The organism is Micromonospora sp. NPDC051925 (genome assembly GCF_044548625.1).
Lineage (GTDB): Bacteria > Actinomycetota > Actinomycetes > Mycobacteriales > Micromonosporaceae > Micromonospora.
Window position 1 is genome coordinate 14,326 of record NZ_JBIUCH010000018.1, and the last position, 16,337, is coordinate 30,662.

Genomic DNA, 16,337 nt, shown 5'->3' on the forward strand with positions numbered 1-16,337 from the left:
TGGTCGACCCGGCCGCGAGGATCAGCCGGGCTGGTCGACCCGGCCGCGAGGATCAGCCGGGCTGGTCGACCCGGCCGCGAGGATCAGCCGGGCTGGTCGACCCGGCCGCGAGGATCAGCCGGGCTGGCCGCCCCAGCCGCCCTGGACCATGGTCTGGAACCGCCACTGCCCGCCGGTGCGGACCAGCAGGTCGGCGTAGCGCACCCGCTGGCGCTCGCCGTCGAGGGTGAACTCGGCCTCGGTGAGCACCACGGCCAGGCTCCGGGTGAGGAAGTACGGCGTGCGGCGGCTCTCCATCCGCAGGTCACCGCCGCCGCCGAGCACGCCGCCCATCATCTCCAGGTACGCCGCCCGGTCGAGCTGACGGGCGGAGCCCTCACCGGCCGCGTCGTCGGTGACCGTGTTCAGCGGGAACATCGCCAGTTCGGCGGTGCCGGCCACCTCGCCCGCCTCGGCCAGGGCGTCGTAGCGGCGGAACCACTCGTCCAGCTCGGCGAGATCGGCGGCGTCGGGCACGAACCCGGGGTCGGCCGGGGGCGTCATCCGGGTGTGGGACTGGGTCATCCTGCTCCTCCTCGTCCGCCCGCCAGCCGGGCGGCAGCATCCTGTACGTCGTACCGTACACCGTACGGGCAGTTGCGACACTCCCCCACGGAGCCTGTCTGTGGGGGTAAGGACACCGTATGGTCACGGTCAGAGACAGGCGCTCGACGCGGACGGGGTCGGACCTGTGACAATGCCGGGAGCAAGTTGGCTGCGCCGTGGCGGCGATCGCGGGGGGTTTCCCGTTGACGCCGGGAGAACGAGGATGTGCACATGAGCGACTGGACTGCCTTCGGACGGGTGGACGCGGACGGCACCGTGTACGTGAAGACCAGCGAGGGCGAGCGGGTGGTCGGATCCTGGCAGGCGGGTGCCCCCGAGGAAGGGCTGGCCCACTTCGCCCGCCGCTTCGCCGACCTGGTCACCGAGGTGGACCTGACCGAGGCGCGGCTCAACTCGGGCGCTGCGGACGCGGGTGGATCGCTGAGCACGATCCGGCGGATCCGCGGTTCGCTGGCCGAGGCCCACATCGTCGGGGACATCGACGCACTCGCCGCGCGGCTGGACAAGCTCGCCGTCATCGCCGAGGAGAAGGCCGGTGAGGCCCGCGCCGCCCGGGAGGCCGCCCGGGGTGAGGCGCTCGCCCGCAAGACCGCCCTGGTCGAGGAGGCCGAGACGCTGGCCGCCGAGTCGACCGGCTGGAAGACCACCGGCGACCGGTTCAAGGAGATCCTCGACGAGTGGAAGGCCATTCGTGGGGTCGACAAGAAGGCCGACGGTGAGCTGTGGAAGCGGTTCGCCGCCGCCCGGGACGGCTTCACCCGGCGTCGGGGCGCCCACTTCGCCTCCCTCGACCAGCAGCGCAAGCAGGCGCACACGGTCAAGGAGGAGCTGGTCGCCGAGGCCGAGAAGCTCTCCGACTCCACCGACTGGGCGGCGACCGCCAACCAGCTCAAGGAGCTGATGAACCAGTGGAAGGCCGCCCCACGCGCCTCCAAGGAGTCGGAGCAGAAGCTCTGGGAACGGTTCCGTGCCGCCCAGGACGCCTTCTTCACCCGGCGCAGTGAGGTCTTCTCGGCCCGGGACAACGAGCAGCGGGCCAACCTGGAGCGCAAGCAGGCGCTGCTGGCCGAGGCCGAGGCGCTGGACGTCGACGGCGACCCGAAGGGCGCCCAGGCCAAGCTGCGGGAGCTCCAGGCCCAGTGGCACGAGGCCGGCCGGGTGCCCCGGGAGGCCGCCGCCAGCCTGGAGCGGCGACTGCGGGCGATCGACGACAAGGTCCGCGAGGTGATGGACTCGGCCTGGCGGCGGACCACCAAGGAGGACAACCCGCTGCTCGCGCAGATGCGGGCGCAGGTCGCCGAGGCCGAGGAGCGGCTCACCCGGGCGCAGGCCGCCGGGGACGCCCGCCGGGTCAAGGAGGCCGAGCAGGCGCTCGCCTCCAAGCGGCAGTTCCTCCAGCTCGCCGAACAGGCCGGCTGAGCCACGCGTTCCGGAAGCCCTCGGTCCCACCTCGGGACCGGGGGCTTCCGCGTAGCCCCGCGCACCGCCACACCCCCGCGCACCGCCGGCACCCCCGCGCACCGCCGGCACCCCCGCGCACCGCCGGCACCCCCGCACACCGCGCCACACCCCTCGCGCCGCTGCAGCCCGCGCAGCGGCGTAGCCCACCGCACCGCCACACCGTCGGGCCCACGCGGCGGTGGGCCTGCCGGCGAACGCGCGTGGGGGCGGGTGAGAGGGTCGGCCGGTTGACGCATCGAGGTCGGCTGATCAGAATGAGCGGCAGAGCCAGGTCGAATCCACCGGCGCGAGGGCACCGACGACGGACACCGTCGTCGGGAGTCGCCGGGGCACCGCAGCGAGTGGCCGCGTCCACGTGACCCGGCACGTCGCGCACTGTCCGCGTACCACAGAAGAGCGGGACGGACGGGCGGCGGCCGGCGTTTCCCTGGTTCTGCGCCCCGCGTCGCCGTCGCGACGCCGGGCATCCGAAGTGGAGTTCCCATGCACCGACCCCGCATTCTCGGCGCCGCGCTCACCGCGCTCGCCACCGCTGCGGCCGGCGTCCTCGTCGCCGCCGCCGTCAGCACCACCCCGGCTTCCGCCGCTGTCGGCGGGACCGGCACCGGCTACCTGCACACCAACGGCAACAAGATCGTCGACAGCACCGGCGCGACGGTACGGCTGACCGGCATCAACTGGTTCGGCATGGAGACCGACAACAAGACGTTCCACGGTCTGTGGTCGAACAACCCGTGGCGCGGCCAGCTCGACAAGATGGCCAGCCTGGGCTACAACACGCTGCGTATCCCGTACTCGAACGACTCGGTGAAGGCGGGCGCGACGGCCAGCGGGATCAACGACTTCGTCAACCCGGACCTGGTCGGGCTCTCGCCGTTGCAGATCCTCGACAAGGTGATCAACTACGCCGGCAGCAAGGGCATGCGGGTCATCCTGGACCGGCACCGGCCCACCGCGGCCGGGCAGTCGCCGCTCTGGTACACCTCGACGGTCTCCGAGGCGACCTGGCTCAACGACTGGAAGATGCTGGCCCAGCGGTACGCCGGCAACACCACGGTGATCGGTGCGGACCTGCACAACGAGCCGCACGCCGAGGGCACCAACCCGGCCGCCACCGGCGCGTGCTGGGGCTGCGGCGACACCACCCGGGACTGGCGGCTCGCCGCCGAGCGGGCCGGCAACGCGATCCTCGGGGTCCAGCCGAACTGGCTGATCTTCGTGGAGGGGGTGAGCTGCCCCAGCGGCGGCCTGTCGAACGTCTGGGACAACGACCCCAGCAACGACGAGGACTGCGGTTGGTGGGGCGGCAACCTGTCCAAGGCCGGGCAGTTCCCGGTCCGGCTGAACGTGGCGAACCGGCTGGTCTACTCGCCGCACGAGTACGCCACAAGCGTCTACGAGCAGGACTGGTTCAAGGCCGCCGACTACCCGGCGAACCTGCCGGCGATCTGGGACCGGTACTGGGGTTACCTGTACAAGCAGAACATCGCGCCGATCATGATGGGCGAGTTCGGCAGCACCCTGGCCGACCCCCGGGACAAGGTGTGGCTGGAGAAGCTGATGGCCTACACCGGCACCGGGGTCAACGGGATGTCCTTCACCTACTGGTCGTGGAACCCGAACTCGGGTGACACCGGTGGCATCGCCCTGGACGACTGGACCAACATCAACACCGCCAAGCAGGCGATCCTCCAGCCGTACCTGATCGCACCGGTGGGTGGCGGAGCCGACCCGACCGGCACGCCCTCCCCCACCTCCCCGACGCCGACGCCCACCAGCACCGGCCCGACCCCGACCCCGCCGCCGACCACGACCCCGCCGCCGCCGACCGGTGGCTGCACCGCCACCTACAAGCAGGTGAGCGCCTGGCAGGGCGGGTTCCAGGGCGAGCTGACCGTCAAGAACACCAGCTCGTCGGCGGTCAACCCGTGGTCGGCGAGCTGGACCTGGCCGGCCGGGGTCACCCTGGCCAGCGGCTGGAACGCCACCGTCGCCCAGTCCGGCACGACGGTGACCGCCGCCGCGCCGAGCTACGCCCCGTCCCTGGCGGCGGGCGCGTCGGTCACCGTGGGCTTCACCGCCAACGGTACGGCCACCGCGCCGGCAGCCGTGAAGCTCAACGGCGCCACCTGCTGAACCGAATCCCCGTACCACCCCACGGATCCGCAGGTGGGTCGCCGGTCGACAGCCCGGCGACCCGCCTGCGGACCGGCCTTCCGAGGCGGTGCCCGGCACGCCGATTTACATCCGCTTCTGTCTATGCTTAGCTCAGGAAAGCGCTTGTCCGGGCTGCGGGCGCCACCACACGGGAGCCACCTCGTACCGACCTGACCCCTTGGCAGGGGCCGATCGGCGACGTCGCAGAGCCACCGGTGCCCCCGGGCACGGCAACGACCGGCGGCTCTCCCGTCGACGGCAGCCCTGTCCCACCCGAAAGGGACGCAGCATGCGCACACCCCGGCGTCGTACGACGCTGATCGCCGCCACCACCGTCGCCCTGCTCGCCACCAGCGCACTCACCGCCGTCGCCGCCCACGCCGCCACCGGCTGCGCGGTCAGCTACACCGTCGGCGGGCAGTGGCAGGGCGGGTTCACCGGCAACGTCACCGTCACCAACCTCGGCGACCCGCTGTCCAGTTGGAGCCTGCGCTGGTCGTACTCGGCCGGTCAGACGGTCAGTGACGCCTGGAACGCCACCGTGTCGCAGAGCGGCGGCACGGTGACCGCCACCAACGTCAGCTACAACGGGAGCGTGCCGACCAACGGCAGCGTCTCGTTCGGGTTCAACGGCACCTGGAACAACTCCAGCAACCCGGCACCGACCAGCTTCACCCTCAACGGGGTGACCTGCACCGGGGGCACCTCGCCCACCGGCACCCCCACCACCCCGCCGCAGCCGAGCACGCCCCCGCCGACGACCCCGCCGCCACCGACCACGCCGCCACCGACCAGCGCGCCGCAGACCGGCCTGGTCGGCTGGGCCACCCAGAACGGCGGCACCACCGGCGGCGGCAGCGCCGGCACGACCACCGTCTCCACCGCCTCCGCGCTGACCAGCGCGCTGAACGCCACCGGCGCGGCGGTGATCCGGGTCTCCGGCACCATCTCCTGCTCGGGCATGCTGCGGGTCCGGTCCAACAAGACCATCCTCGGCAACGCCGGCGCGACCATCGTCGGCTGCGGCTTCACCATCAGCGGCGACCGCAACGTCATCATCCGCAACCTGACGTTCCGGGACTGGAACGACGACGCGATCAACGTGGAGAGTTCGGCCACCAACATCTGGATCGACCACAACACCTTCAGCAACGGCTACGACGGCACCGTCGACATCAAGCGCGGCTCGGACTTCGTCACCGTCTCGTGGAACCGGGTCTTCAACCACGACAAGACGATGCTGCTCGGGCACAGCGACGACAACGGCAGCCAGGACATCGGCCACCTGCGGGTGACGTACCACCACAACTGGTATGACGGCAGCAAGCAGCGCAACCCCCGGGTCCGCTTCGGCAACCCGGTGCACGTCTACAACAACTACTACTACAACAACGCCGGCTACGGGGTGGCCTCCACCATGAGCGCCGGCGTGCTCGTCGAGGGCAACTACTTCGACAACGTCAAGGACACGTACCACCTCGGTGAGGGCGACTCCGGGCCGGGCAGCCTGGTGGCCCGCAACAACCACTTCGTCAACTCGTCCGCCGGGCAGACCGGCGGCAGCGTCGCCGGCATCCCGTACTCGTACACCCTGGACACCGCGAGCAGCGTGAAGTCCATCGTGACGGCGGGCGCCGGCGCGGGCCGCATCTCGGTCTGACCGCGCACCGGTCGGGGTCCGCCGCACCGGCGGTCCCCGGCCGGGGTCCGCCCGCACCGGTCGCGGTCGGTGCGCGCCGCCGCCGGCCGGAGGTCAGTGCGCGGCGCAGCCGGGCGTCGGCGCGGGCGTCGCGGCCGGCGCACCGACCGAGGGCAACCCGAGCAACACCCCGGGGGTACGCGGGGCGCGGCCCGCCTCGGCGGCGTCACCGGCCCGGGTACGCCGGTGTGCCAGCGGCGCACCGTCGGCGTTGAGGTGGTGCGGGGCGGCGTACGTGACGGTGGTGTGCACGATGTCGCCGGGCCGGATCGCGCCGGCCTCGCCGGTCTGGCCGGGCGCACCGGTCGCGAAGTGCACCAGCCGCCCGTCGCGGGCCCGGCCGGAGAGCCGGCCGGTGCGCTCGTCCTTGCGGCCCTCGCCGACGGCGACCAGCACCTCGACGATCTCGCCGACCAGGCGCTTGTTCTCCGCCCAGGTGATCTCCTCGACGCAGGCGATCAGCCGCTCGTAGCGTTCCTGCACCACCTGCTTGGGCAACTGGTCGTCCATGGTGGCGGCCGGGGTGCCGGGGCGCTTGGAGTACTGGAAGGTGAACGCCGAGGAGAACCGGGCCGCCCGGACCACGTCCAGGGTGTGCTGGAAGTCGGCCTCGGTCTCGCCGGGGAAGCCGACGATGATGTCGGTGGTGATCGCCGCGTCGGGCATCGCCGCCCGGACCTTGTCGATGATGCCGAGATAGCGCTCCGACCGGTACGACCGGCGCATCGCCCGCAGCACGTCGTCGGAGCCGGACTGCAACGGCATGTGCAGCGAGTGGCAGACGTTCGGGGTCTCGGCCATCGCGGCGATCACGTCGTCGGTGAAGTCCTTCGGGTGCGGGCTGGTGAACCGGACCCGCTCCAACCCGTCGATGTCGCCGCAGGCGCGCAGCAGCTTGCCGAAGGCGTACCGGTCGCCGAACTCGACGCCGTAGGAGTTGACGTTCTGACCGAGCAGGGTCACCTCCAGCACGCCCTCGTCGACCAGCGCGCGCACCTCGGAGAGCACGTCCCCGGGGCGGCGGTCCTTCTCCCTGCCGCGCAGGGCGGGCACGATGCAGAACGTGCAGGTGTTGTTGCAGCCCACCGAGATCGACACCCAGCCGGCGTACGTCGACTCGCGCCGGGTCGGCAGGGTGGACGGGAAGACGTCGAGGGATTCGAGGATCTCCACCTCGGCGGCGGTGTTGTGCCGGGCCCGTTCCAGCAGCACCGGCAGCGAGCCGATGTTGTGGGTGCCGAAGACCACGTCCACCCAGGGGGCCTTGCGGACGATGTCGCCGCGGTCCTTCTGGGCCAGGCAACCGCCGACGGCGATCTGCATCCCGGGGTGCTTGTCCTTTACGGGGCGCAGGTGACCGAGGTTGCCGTAGAGCCGGTTGTCGGCGTTCTCCCGGACGGCGCAGGTGTTGAACACCACCACGTCCGGGTTGTCGTCGGCCTCGGCGACACGCACGTAACCGGCCTGTTCCAGCAGGCCGGAGATGCGCTCGGAGTCGTGCACGTTCATCTGGCAGCCGTACGTGCGCACCTGGTAGGTGCGCGGGCTGCCCACGGCTGCGGTAGTCATGACGTGCACAGCGTATCCGGACCGACCGGGAAGACCCGAACGAGGAGTAGCCATGTGCCGGAGCATCAAGACCCTGCGTGAACCGTACGTCCCGACGGTGACGCCGGCCGACATCGAGGCGGCGGCGTTGCAGTACGTCCGGAAGGTGTCCGGTTTCCGGGCCCCGGCCGCGCACAACGCGGCGGCGTTCGAGGCGGCGGTGCAGGCGGTGACCGCCGCCACCACGACCCTGTTGGACCGGTTGCAGGTCCGTGGCACCCGCCCCACCACCACCCCCTGACCGCCGCGCGACGGGCCCGGGTGCCAGAGGCGCGCGGCGGGCGGCGGAGTCGGGGTGGCCGGGGCCGGCCGCGGAACGGGGTGGCGGCCCGGTCAGGCGGCGGCCAGCGCCGGGTTGACCGAGTCGGGGGCCCAGCGCGAGCGGCGGCACCGCGACCAGCCCCGGCAGCCCGGGTGGGCCAGGGTGCAGAGCCGGCGAGCGGACAGCACCTCGCCGTCGTCGGTCTCGGTGACCTCGAAGTGCACCGGGCGGATCGTGCCCCCCGGTGCGACCAGCAGGTGCCGGCCGGCGTCGAGGGTGTCGTCGGCCAGCAGACAGTCCCGGTCGAGCAGCCGGGCCAGCGCGGCGATCGCGCTCAGCTGGTGCAGCGACTCGGGTACGCCGTAGCAGTCGACGATCGTGCCGAACTCCCCCGGCGCCTCCCAGACGTCGCAGATCACCGCGTACGTGGGCAGTCGGGCCGGGTCGGCCACGGCGAGGGGCATCACCACCCGACCGAGCGCCTCGGCCAGGGCCGGGTACACCTCCACGGGTGCGGCCCGGTCGATTCTCCAGTTCCACAGCTCGGTCATGCCGCCTCCTCGCTGCGTTCGTCCCACCGGCCTCCGGATCGGGCCTTAATGACGATGGTGGGGGGCATTTGACCTCAACCGGGGGCAAGTTACCGGTCTGTGACCATTCCGGGCAAAATTTCCCAGAGCGCCGCTGCTCCGAGTAGCGGAAAGATGACAGTTTATCGGGTACGGTGCCCCGGGCGGGCCAAGCCGCCGCGTGCCGCGCGCACCGCCGCGCGCCGCCCGCCCGGGGCAGGTGGCAACAGTCAGCGGACGACGACCATCGACTCGCCCCGGGGCAGCAGCTCGCCGATCACCGTGCCGCCGGGCACCTCCCCGGCGAGCAGCAGCCCGCCGGAGGTCTGCGCGTCGGCCAGCAGCAGCCGGTCCGCCTCACCGGTCGCGCCGAACCCGGTCCACGGGGCCACCCAGTCCAGGTTGCGGCGGGTGCCGCCGCTGACGTACCCGTCCCGCACCGCCTCCCGGGCACCGGCCAGGTAGGGCACCCGGGCGGCGTCGATCGCCACCGTGAGCCCGCTCGCCCGCGCCAGCTTCGAGGCGTGCCCGAGCAGCCCGAAGCCGGTCACGTCGGTGCCGCAGCGGATGCCGGCCGCGACGGCGGCGCGGGCCGCCTCCCGGTTGAGCGTGGTCATCAACGCGACCGCCTCGGCGAAGACCTCCCCGGTGGCCTTGTGCCGGGTGTTCAGCACCCCGACACCGAGCGGCTTGGTCAGCGACAGCGGCAGCCCGGCCCGGCCGGCGTCCAGGGTGATCAGCTCCTCGGGACGGACCAGCCCGGTCACGGCCAGCCCGTACTTGGGGCCGTCGTCGTCGACGCTGTGCCCGCCGGCCAGGTGACAGCCGGCCTGGCGGGCCACGTCCTGACCGCCGCGCAGCACCTCCCGGGCCAGCTCCAGCGGGAGGGTGTCCCGGGGCCAGCAGAGCAGGTTCAGGGCGACCAGCGGGGTGCCGCCCATGGCGTACACGTCGGACAGGGCGTTCGCGGCGGCGATCCGCCCCCAGTCGTAGGCGTCGTCCACGACCGGGGTGAAGAAGTCGGCGGTGGTGACCAGGCCGGTCCGCTCGTCCAGCCGGACCACCGCGGCGTCGTCGCCGTTCTCCAGGCCGACCAGCAGCTCGGCGGTGCCGGTGGCCGGGCCGAGGCCGGCGACCATCGCCTCCAGCTCCCCCGGCGGGATCTTGCAGGCGCAGCCGCCACCACGCGCGTGCTCGGTCAGGCGGACCCGGTCGCTCATCCCCACATGATCTCCGCCAGCCGGCCGACCCGCCACCCGACAGGCCCGACCGGTGACGGAATCCGGACCCCTGGGCACGACCGACACCGGTGTTACCTCTCCGTGACCCGTTGGGTAGCGATCCGCCACGTCGCCCCGCCTACAGTGGCCCAACCGGGGGTCGACCGACCCCGCTTTCCGGTGGACGACAGGGACGGTGGACGACGTGGCGACCGGCGAACCGCTGATCGTGCTGGACAGGGTCAACAAGTGGTTCGGCCCCCTGCACGTGCTGCACGACGTGTCACTCTCCATCGGCAAGGGTGAGGTCGTCGTCGTGATCGGGCCGTCCGGCTCCGGCAAGTCGACGCTCTGCCGGGCGATCAACCGGCTGGAGCCGATCAGCGACGGCACGATCACCTTCGACGGCCAGCCACTGCCGGCCGAGGGCCGGGCGCTGGCGAAGCTGCGCAGCGAGGTCGGCATGGTCTTCCAGTCGTTCAACCTCTTCGCCCACAAGACCATCCTGGAGAACGTCACCCTCGGGCCGGTCAAGGTCCGCAAGGAGAAGCCGGCCGCCGCCCGCGAGCGCGGCCTGGCCCTGCTCGACCGGGTCGGCATCGCCAACCAGGCCGACAAGTTCCCGGCCCAGCTCTCCGGTGGACAGCAGCAGCGGGCGGCCATCGCCCGCGCGCTGGCCATGCAACCCAAGGCGATGCTCTTCGACGAGCCGACCAGCGCGCTCGACCCCGAGATGGTCGGCGAGGTACTGGACGTGATGACGTCGCTGGCCGGCGAGGGCATGACGATGGTGGTGGTGACCCACGAGATGGGCTTCGCCCGGCACGCCGCGAACCGGGTCATCTTCATGGCCGACGGGCAACTCGTCGAGGACGCCCCGCCGACGGAGTTCTTCGCCAACCCGCGCAGCGAGCGGGCGAAGGACTTCCTCTCCAAGATCCTCACGCACTAGGCGTCCGTAGTGGAGCGCGCCGCATCCGGTGGGTTCCGACGAAGAAGGAGATCAGTATGCGTATGAAGCGCGTAGCGGCAGTCGCCGCGGCGGCCACTCTGGCGCTCGGCCTGGCCGCCTGCGGCGGCGACAGCGACGGCGAGTCCGGCGGTTCGGGCAGCAAGGGCCTCATCGGCAAGGCACAGAACCAGAAGAAGCTGGTCATCGGCGTCAAGGCGGACCAGCCCGGCCTGGGCCTGCAGACCGGCAGCACGTACGAAGGCTTCGACGTCGAGATCGCCAAGATCGTCGCAAAGGGCCTGGGCGTCGAGGCCGGCAGCATCGAGTGGAAGACCACCGTTTCCAACAACCGCGAGCCCTTCATCCAACAGGGCACCGTCGACCTGGTCGTGGCGACGTACACGATCAACGACGAGCGCAAGCAGAAGATCAGCTTTGCCGGGCCGTACTTCATCGCCGGGCAGGACCTGCTGGTCAAGGCGGACTCCACGCTCGCCGGGCCGGAGGGACTGGACGGCAAGACCGTCTGCTCGGTGACCGGCTCGACGCCGGCCAAGCGGATCCAGACCGAGCACCCGAAGGCCAAGCTCCAGCAGTTCGACTCGTACTCGAAGTGCCTGCCGCTGCTGGAGAACGGCCAGGTGGATGCGGTGACCACCGACGACATCATCCTGGCTGGCTACGCCGCGCAGGAGCAGTACGCCGGCAAGTTCAAGGTGGTCGGCAAGCCCTTCTCCAGCGAGCCCTACGGAATCGGCCTGAAGAAGGACGACAAGGACGGCTGCGAGAAGGTCAACGAGATCCTCAAGGCCGCCGCCTCGGACGGCTCGTACAAGGCCGCCTGGGACTCGACGCTGGGCAAGAGCGGCAAGGCCGCGCCCGAGCTGGACACCACCAAGCTGACCAACTGCGGCAGCGTCTGACGGAGTCTGGGGCCGGCACCCTCGTGGTGCCGGCCCCGGACCGTCACGACGCGGACGACCTGCCCCGGGAGTCGACGAATGCACGTGTTCGCTGATCAGACCAACCTCGACGCGTACGTGTCGGGCTTCCTGTGGATCCTCAAGCTGACCGGCGCTTCGGCGTTCTTCGCGCTGGTGCTGGGCGTGCTGATCGCCGCGTTCCGGGTCTCACCCGTACCGGTGCTGCGCGGCCTGGGCGCCGCCTGGGTCAACATCTTCCGCAACACCCCGCTGACGCTCATTATCTTTTTCTCCTACTTCGGCCTCTTCTCCACGCTCGGGCTCAGCCTCTCCGACGACCTGAACCTGAACAACTACTGGCTGGGGGTCGTCGGTTTGTCGGTCTACACGGCCGCGTTCGTCTGCGAGGCGGTGCGCTCCGGGATCAACACCGTCCCCGCCGGCCAAGCGGAGGCGGCCCGGGCCATCGGGCTGACGTTCTTCCAGACGCTGCGGATCGTGATCCTGCCCCAGGCCGGGCGGGCGGTGGTGGCACCGCTAGGCAGCGTGCTCATCGCGCTGTGCAAGAACGCGACGATCGTCGGCACCATCGGCCTCATCGAGGCGTCGAGCGTGATGAAGGACCTGATCAACAGCAACGGCGACGCGGTCATCCCGATCTTCCTGGTGTTCGCCGGCACCTTCGCCGCGCTCCTGATCCCCACCGGCTACTTCTTCGGCTGGCTGGCCAACCGACTGGCGGTGAAGCGCTGATGAGCAGCATGGTTCTGTACGATCACCCGGGACCGCGCGCCCGCGCCCGCAACGCGGTGCTCAGCGTGGTCTTCGGCATCGGCATCGTCGTCCTGCTCTGGTGGGTCTACCGCCAGTTCGACGAGGCCGGTCAGTGGGAAGGTCGGCTCTGGCAGCCGTTCACCAAGCCGGATACCTGGACCCAGTTCATCATCCCCGGCCTGCGGCAGACGCTCCTCGCCGCAGCCACCGGGATGCTCCTGTCGCTCGTCTTCGGTATCCTCTTCGCGGTCGGGCGCCTCTCCGAGCGCTGGTGGATCCGGGTGCCGTCCGGCATCGTGGTGGAGTTCTTCCGAGCCGTGCCGCTACTGCTGCTGATCTTCTTCATCTTCTACGGCGTGCCTTTCCTCATCCAGGGACCCGTCTCGGCGTTCTGGTCCGTGGTCGTGGGCCTCACTCTCTACAACGGATCGGTGCTCGCCGAGGCGTTTCGCGCTGGCATCAGGTCGATCCCAACGGGCCAGTCCGAGGCCGCCTATGCCGTGGGCATGCGCAAGAGCCAGGTCATGCAGCTCATCCTGGTGCCGCAGGCCGCCCGGGCAATGCTGCCGGTGATCGTCAGCCAGTTGGTCGTGCTACTCAAAGACACCGCGCTCGGCTACATCGTGGCCTTCCCCGAACTACTCCAGCGCGGGGTCAACGACCTCTCGGCCAACTACGGCAACGTGGTGGCGGCGGCGATCGTCGTTGCCGCGATCTACATCGTGATCAACTCTCTGATAACCATGCTGGCGGGCTGGCTCGACCGACGCAGCAGCCGTCGAGCGTACCGCGCCTCGAAGCAGAGCGTCCGGGCCGCGAAGCTGAACGTCCGGGATTCGACCCCCGCCGGCGGGGGCACCGTCGGCGAGCCACAGGGCTGACCACGACGCGGTGGACCCGCACGACGGGTCAGGGCGCGGGGAATCTCCTCATTCCCCGCGCCCTGACTCCGCGCCAACGACCCACGGATGCAGCAGCCAGCAGACTTTAGGCATGTCCGCTCGGTCTGCTCGTTCAATCCCTCGGCGCGATCCCGCTCCTGTCCGATCCTCCACGGTCCGGCCGAGCCAGCGTCGTTGTTGCCCTGGGTGTCCAGACCCGCCGGACGACCTTTTCCCAACTGTCAGAGCGACGGACTGTCAGGTCGCGCCAGCATTAGGGACTACCCGCCAGAGCAAAATCGGGAAAAGGCTAATACAACCGTTCGACGTTCAAGGCAAGACGTCTGGGTCGATCAGCGGTACTCAATCCACTTATCCACCCACCACGATCCTTCGGCGCAGATTGCCTTGGAAATATTGGGCGCGTAGACCCAGCCGCCGTAGCGGCTGTAGAGGTGCCCGTTGTTCTCCTCGCACCTAATGACCACCCGGTACTGGCCGATGATGGTGCCCTGAGCGCACTGACCCCACACTTCCCGGTCGTTCGTCAGTGGGGTCGTCCAGCATTCCGGAGCCGCAGTCGCCGGCGCGGGGGTGGCAACTCCCACCACTCCGGTTGCTGCAACTCAGCACAGCCAAGGCAGCCGCGGTCAAGTTCTTCCCTCTAGAAGTCATGCTCGCATCCCACTCACGATTGGACAACTGGGTAGACGTTCCGCGCGGTACGTAGATTCGCAATCGAATCTATTCACTCCTTTGATCTTGCCGGCTCCAAATAGCCTACGAATTGCATGTGTCGACGTCAATGAGTCATCACAAAATTACAGGGAGTAGCCAGGATGCTGCCGGTCAGCGGGCCGAGGACGGGCGGTCGAGCTGGCGCGGCTGTGGCGGGAGAAGTCAGACAGGCCGGTCAGCGGGCGATCTCGGTGACCCGGGACTCGCGGACCACTGTCACCCGGATCTGCCCCGGGTAGGTCAGCTCCTCCTCGATCTGCTTCGCCACGTCCCGGGCGAGGACCGCCGCACCGATGTCGTCGACGTCGTCCGGCTTGACCATCACCCGGATCTCCCGGCCCGCCTGCATGGCGAAGACCTTCTCCACGCCGAGCTTGCCGGCCGCGATCTCCTCGATCCGCCCCAGCCGCTTGACGTACGCCTCCAGGCTCTCCCGCCGGGCCCCCGGCCGCCCACCCGAGCAGGCGTCGGACGCCTGGGTGAGGACCGCCTCGATGGTCTGCGGCGGCACCTCGTTGTGGTGCGCCTCGATGGCGTGCACCACGTCCTCGCTCTCGCCGTACTTACGGGCCAGGTCGGCGCCGATGATGGCGTGACTGCCCTCCACCTCGTGGGTGAGCGCCTTGCCGATGTCGTGCAGGAACGCCGACCGCTTGATCGTCGGCACGTCCAACCGCAACTCGGCGGCCATGATGCCGGCGATGTGCGCGGTCTCCACCAGGTGCTTGAGCACGTTCTGCCCGTACGACGTCCGGTAGCGCAACCGGCCGAGCAGGGTGACCAGCTCGGGGTGGATCTCGGTGATGCCCACCTCGACCAGGGCGTCCTCGGCGGCCCGGTGGCACAGCTCCTCCACCTCCTGCCGGGCCAGGTCGTGCACCTCCTCGATCCGGTGTGGATGGATCCGCCCGTCGAGGACCAGCTTCTCCAGGGTGAGCCGGCCGACCTCACGACGCACCGGGTCGAAGCAGGACAGCAGCACCGCCTCGGGGGTGTCGTCGATGATCAGGTTGACCCCGGTCACCGACTCGAAGGCGCGGATGTTGCGCCCCTCCCGGCCGATGATCCGCCCCTTCATCTCGTCCCCGGGCAGGTGCAGGACGCTGACCACGCTCTCCGCGGTCTGCTCGCTGGCCACCCGCTGGATGGCGTCCACCACGATGTGCCGGGCGCGCTGTTCGGCGGTGTTGCGGGCGTCGGACTCGATGTCCCGCACCAGCAGCGCCGCCTCCCGCTTCGCCTGGGTCTCGATCGCCTCGATCAGCTCCGTCCGGGCCGACTCGGCGGTGAGCCCGGCGACCCGTTCCAGCTCCCGGCGACGCTGCTCCTCGGCCACGGCCAGCGCGGCCTCCCGGGCGCTGATCGCCGACTCCCGTTCGGCAAGCGCGGCGCTGGCGGCGGTGAGCTGCCGCTCGCGCTCGGCCAGCCGCTCCACCTCCTCGGTGTGCAGCCGCTCCCGCTCGTCCATCCGGGCGGCCCGACGTTCCACCTCGGCCGCCTGCTCACGCGTCGTCGCGGCGAGCACCGCCACCTCACGCTCACCGCTGCGCCGGGCGCTGGCCCGCAACTGCTCGGCGTCCGCCTCGGCCTGCCGGTGGGCGCGCTCCAGCACGGTGTCCGCCTCGGCGCGGGCGTCGTCGAGCACCCGCCGGGCCTCCGCACGGGCCGACTTCGCCTCGGCCTTGGCCCCGGCCGCCTCGGCGCGGGCCGCGGAGGCGGCCGACTTCGCCACGTCGATGGTGCTGTTCACCTCGTCGGCGGCGGTCCGCAACGCGGCCAGCGACTGTTCCTGCCGGTCCTTCTCGGCGATGAAGGCGGGGTCCTCCGGGGCCGGGGCCGCACCGATGCGGCGCAGCGCCCGTAGACCGACCAGGACCACGCCGACCACGACCAGGGCCAGGACTCCGACGACGACCAGGAGCACCACATCGAAGGCGTTCATGCCGGTGTCCCGTCACCCGGGTCGGCGGGCTGCCACGCTGCGCTGGCGTAGCCGCGCTCGCCACCACCTCCTGGGGACCCCCGGTCCCTGTGCCGACCCGCCATGGTCGTGCCTCCCCAAACGTCTACGCCGCAGGGGAAGCGTGCCGATGGGCACGCACCTCTGCGGCTCTGGACGCCCGACCGAGCGGCTGGCCGTGGGGATAGCTCTCCGTCGGCGGTGCCCAGGAGGCATCGCCGACAGCCGGGTGCAGTTGTCGGGTCGGCTCCGGACCGGCTGTCCGGAGCGACCGTCAAGGCCGGTGGAGCTGGCCAAAGTGATGCGGTTCTGTTACGAGATCTATGTTGTGCGCTTAGCCTGCGCTGGTCGGGCAAAGTGAGCCTGTATGGCGAGGCTAGGTCTCGGAAGGCCGTTCGGTCAAGAACTCATGATCAAACCCCCCGAACGGAGAGAGTTGAAGATGTCACCCATTGGTGATCCAGATCCGGACACCCCCGCCATAACCATCCCAGAAGTACGTCCTGCCCACGCCGGCCGGGTCGGAC

The 16,337-nt window shown here is 70.5% G+C and carries 13 protein-coding genes; 8 read left to right on the top strand and 5 right to left on the bottom strand.

Annotated elements, in window-relative coordinates:
* Window positions 1-114: 114 nt before the first annotated feature.
* The gene (locus ACIG87_RS23305) at window positions 115-564 is read right to left on the bottom strand and encodes a hypothetical protein (RefSeq protein ID WP_396853172.1); all 450 of its coding nucleotides are present in this window, start codon (window positions 562-564) and stop codon (window positions 115-117) included.
* A 252-nt stretch (window positions 565-816) separates the two neighbouring features.
* Between ACIG87_RS23305 and ACIG87_RS23310 the strand changes: the two genes are divergently transcribed.
* The 3 genes from ACIG87_RS23310 (at window position 817) to ACIG87_RS23320 (ending at window position 5,884) form a co-directional block, all read left to right on the top strand.
* Entirely contained in the window at window positions 817-2,025 is a 1,209-nt protein-coding gene (locus tag ACIG87_RS23310; RefSeq protein ID WP_396853174.1) for a DUF349 domain-containing protein, read from the top strand.
* Between the two features lie 525 nt (window positions 2,026-2,550).
* Complete coding sequence (locus ACIG87_RS23315; protein WP_396853175.1) at window positions 2,551-4,203, top strand: cellulase family glycosylhydrolase; 1,653 nt, start codon at window positions 2,551-2,553, stop codon at window positions 4,201-4,203.
* 310 nt (window positions 4,204-4,513) lie between these two features.
* Window positions 4,514-5,884, top strand: coding sequence for a cellulose binding domain-containing protein (locus ACIG87_RS23320; protein WP_396853177.1), 1,371 nt, complete (start codon window positions 4,514-4,516; stop codon window positions 5,882-5,884).
* A gap of 93 nt (window positions 5,885-5,977) precedes the next feature.
* Here ACIG87_RS23320 and miaB read toward each other — a convergent pair whose 3' ends face one another.
* On the bottom strand, window positions 5,978-7,492 hold the full coding sequence (gene miaB, locus ACIG87_RS23325; RefSeq protein ID WP_396853179.1) for a tRNA (N6-isopentenyl adenosine(37)-C2)-methylthiotransferase MiaB: 1,515 nt from the start codon (window positions 7,490-7,492) through the stop codon (window positions 5,978-5,980).
* A 52-nt stretch (window positions 7,493-7,544) separates the two neighbouring features.
* On the opposite strand from miaB, the gene ACIG87_RS23330 reads away from it, so the two are divergent.
* The gene (locus ACIG87_RS23330; RefSeq protein ID WP_396853181.1) at window positions 7,545-7,772 is read left to right on the top strand and encodes a DUF2277 family protein; all 228 of its coding nucleotides are present in this window, start codon (window positions 7,545-7,547) and stop codon (window positions 7,770-7,772) included.
* Between the two features lie 92 nt (window positions 7,773-7,864).
* Here ACIG87_RS23330 and ACIG87_RS23335 read toward each other — a convergent pair whose 3' ends face one another.
* Both ACIG87_RS23335 and selD read right to left on the bottom strand, forming a co-directional pair.
* A complete protein-coding gene (locus ACIG87_RS23335) occupies window positions 7,865-8,344 on the bottom strand; it encodes a hypothetical protein (protein ID WP_396853183.1) in 480 nt (159 codons plus the stop codon).
* Between the two features lie 248 nt (window positions 8,345-8,592).
* On the bottom strand, window positions 8,593-9,582 hold the full coding sequence (gene selD / locus ACIG87_RS23340) for a selenide, water dikinase SelD (protein WP_396853184.1): 990 nt from the start codon (window positions 9,580-9,582) through the stop codon (window positions 8,593-8,595).
* Window positions 9,583-9,778: 196 nt separating this feature from the next.
* On the opposite strand from selD, the gene ACIG87_RS23345 reads away from it, so the two are divergent.
* The 4 genes from ACIG87_RS23345 to ACIG87_RS23360 all read left to right on the top strand — a co-directional run bounded on the left by ACIG87_RS23345 (window position 9,779) and on the right by ACIG87_RS23360 (window position 13,112).
* On the top strand, window positions 9,779-10,534 hold the full coding sequence (locus tag ACIG87_RS23345) for an amino acid ABC transporter ATP-binding protein (RefSeq protein ID WP_396853186.1): 756 nt from the start codon (window positions 9,779-9,781) through the stop codon (window positions 10,532-10,534).
* A 56-nt stretch (window positions 10,535-10,590) separates the two neighbouring features.
* Entirely contained in the window at window positions 10,591-11,457 is an 867-nt protein-coding gene (locus tag ACIG87_RS23350; RefSeq protein WP_396853188.1) for a glutamate ABC transporter substrate-binding protein, read from the top strand.
* Window positions 11,458-11,535: 78 nt separating this feature from the next.
* Window positions 11,536-12,210: an amino acid ABC transporter permease gene (locus ACIG87_RS23355; protein ID WP_357678409.1), complete on the top strand. Its 675-nt coding sequence runs from the start codon at window positions 11,536-11,538 to the stop codon at window positions 12,208-12,210.
* Window positions 12,207-13,112 (top strand): amino acid ABC transporter permease, encoded by a 906-nt coding sequence (locus ACIG87_RS23360; RefSeq protein WP_396853367.1) that lies wholly within the window; start codon window positions 12,207-12,209, stop codon window positions 13,110-13,112. The genes ACIG87_RS23355 and ACIG87_RS23360 overlap by 4 nt, the downstream gene beginning before the upstream one ends.
* Before the next feature lie 913 nt (window positions 13,113-14,025).
* On the opposite strand, the gene rny is transcribed toward ACIG87_RS23360, so the two are convergent.
* On the bottom strand, window positions 14,026-15,792 hold the full coding sequence (gene rny, locus ACIG87_RS23365) for a ribonuclease Y (RefSeq protein WP_396853191.1): 1,767 nt from the start codon (window positions 15,790-15,792) through the stop codon (window positions 14,026-14,028).
* Window positions 15,793-16,337: the final 545 nt, after the last annotated feature.

Excerpts from the sequence above, each read along its gene's own strand:
- ACIG87_RS23355 (WP_357678409.1), top strand. The coding sequence starts at position 11,536 with ATGCACGTGTTCGCTGATCAGACCAACCTCGACGCGTACGTGTCGGGC.
- ACIG87_RS23350 (WP_396853188.1), top strand. The coding sequence starts at position 10,591 with ATGCGTATGAAGCGCGTAGCGGCAGTCGCCGCGGCGGCCACTCTGGCG.
- miaB (WP_396853179.1), bottom strand. The coding sequence starts at position 7,492 with ATGACTACCGCAGCCGTGGGCAGCCCGCGCACCTACCAGGTGCGCACG.
- ACIG87_RS23320 (WP_396853177.1), top strand. The coding sequence starts at position 4,514 with ATGCGCACACCCCGGCGTCGTACGACGCTGATCGCCGCCACCACCGTC.
- ACIG87_RS23305 (WP_396853172.1), bottom strand. The coding sequence starts at position 564 with ATGACCCAGTCCCACACCCGGATGACGCCCCCGGCCGACCCCGGGTTC.
- ACIG87_RS23315 (WP_396853175.1), top strand. The coding sequence starts at position 2,551 with ATGCACCGACCCCGCATTCTCGGCGCCGCGCTCACCGCGCTCGCCACC.
- ACIG87_RS23330 (WP_396853181.1), top strand. The coding sequence starts at position 7,545 with ATGTGCCGGAGCATCAAGACCCTGCGTGAACCGTACGTCCCGACGGTG.
- ACIG87_RS23335 (WP_396853183.1), bottom strand. The coding sequence starts at position 8,344 with ATGACCGAGCTGTGGAACTGGAGAATCGACCGGGCCGCACCCGTGGAG.
- rny (WP_396853191.1), bottom strand. The coding sequence starts at position 15,792 with ATGAACGCCTTCGATGTGGTGCTCCTGGTCGTCGTCGGAGTCCTGGCC.
- ACIG87_RS23310 (WP_396853174.1), top strand. The coding sequence starts at position 817 with ATGAGCGACTGGACTGCCTTCGGACGGGTGGACGCGGACGGCACCGTG.
- selD (WP_396853184.1), bottom strand. The coding sequence starts at position 9,582 with ATGAGCGACCGGGTCCGCCTGACCGAGCACGCGCGTGGTGGCGGCTGC.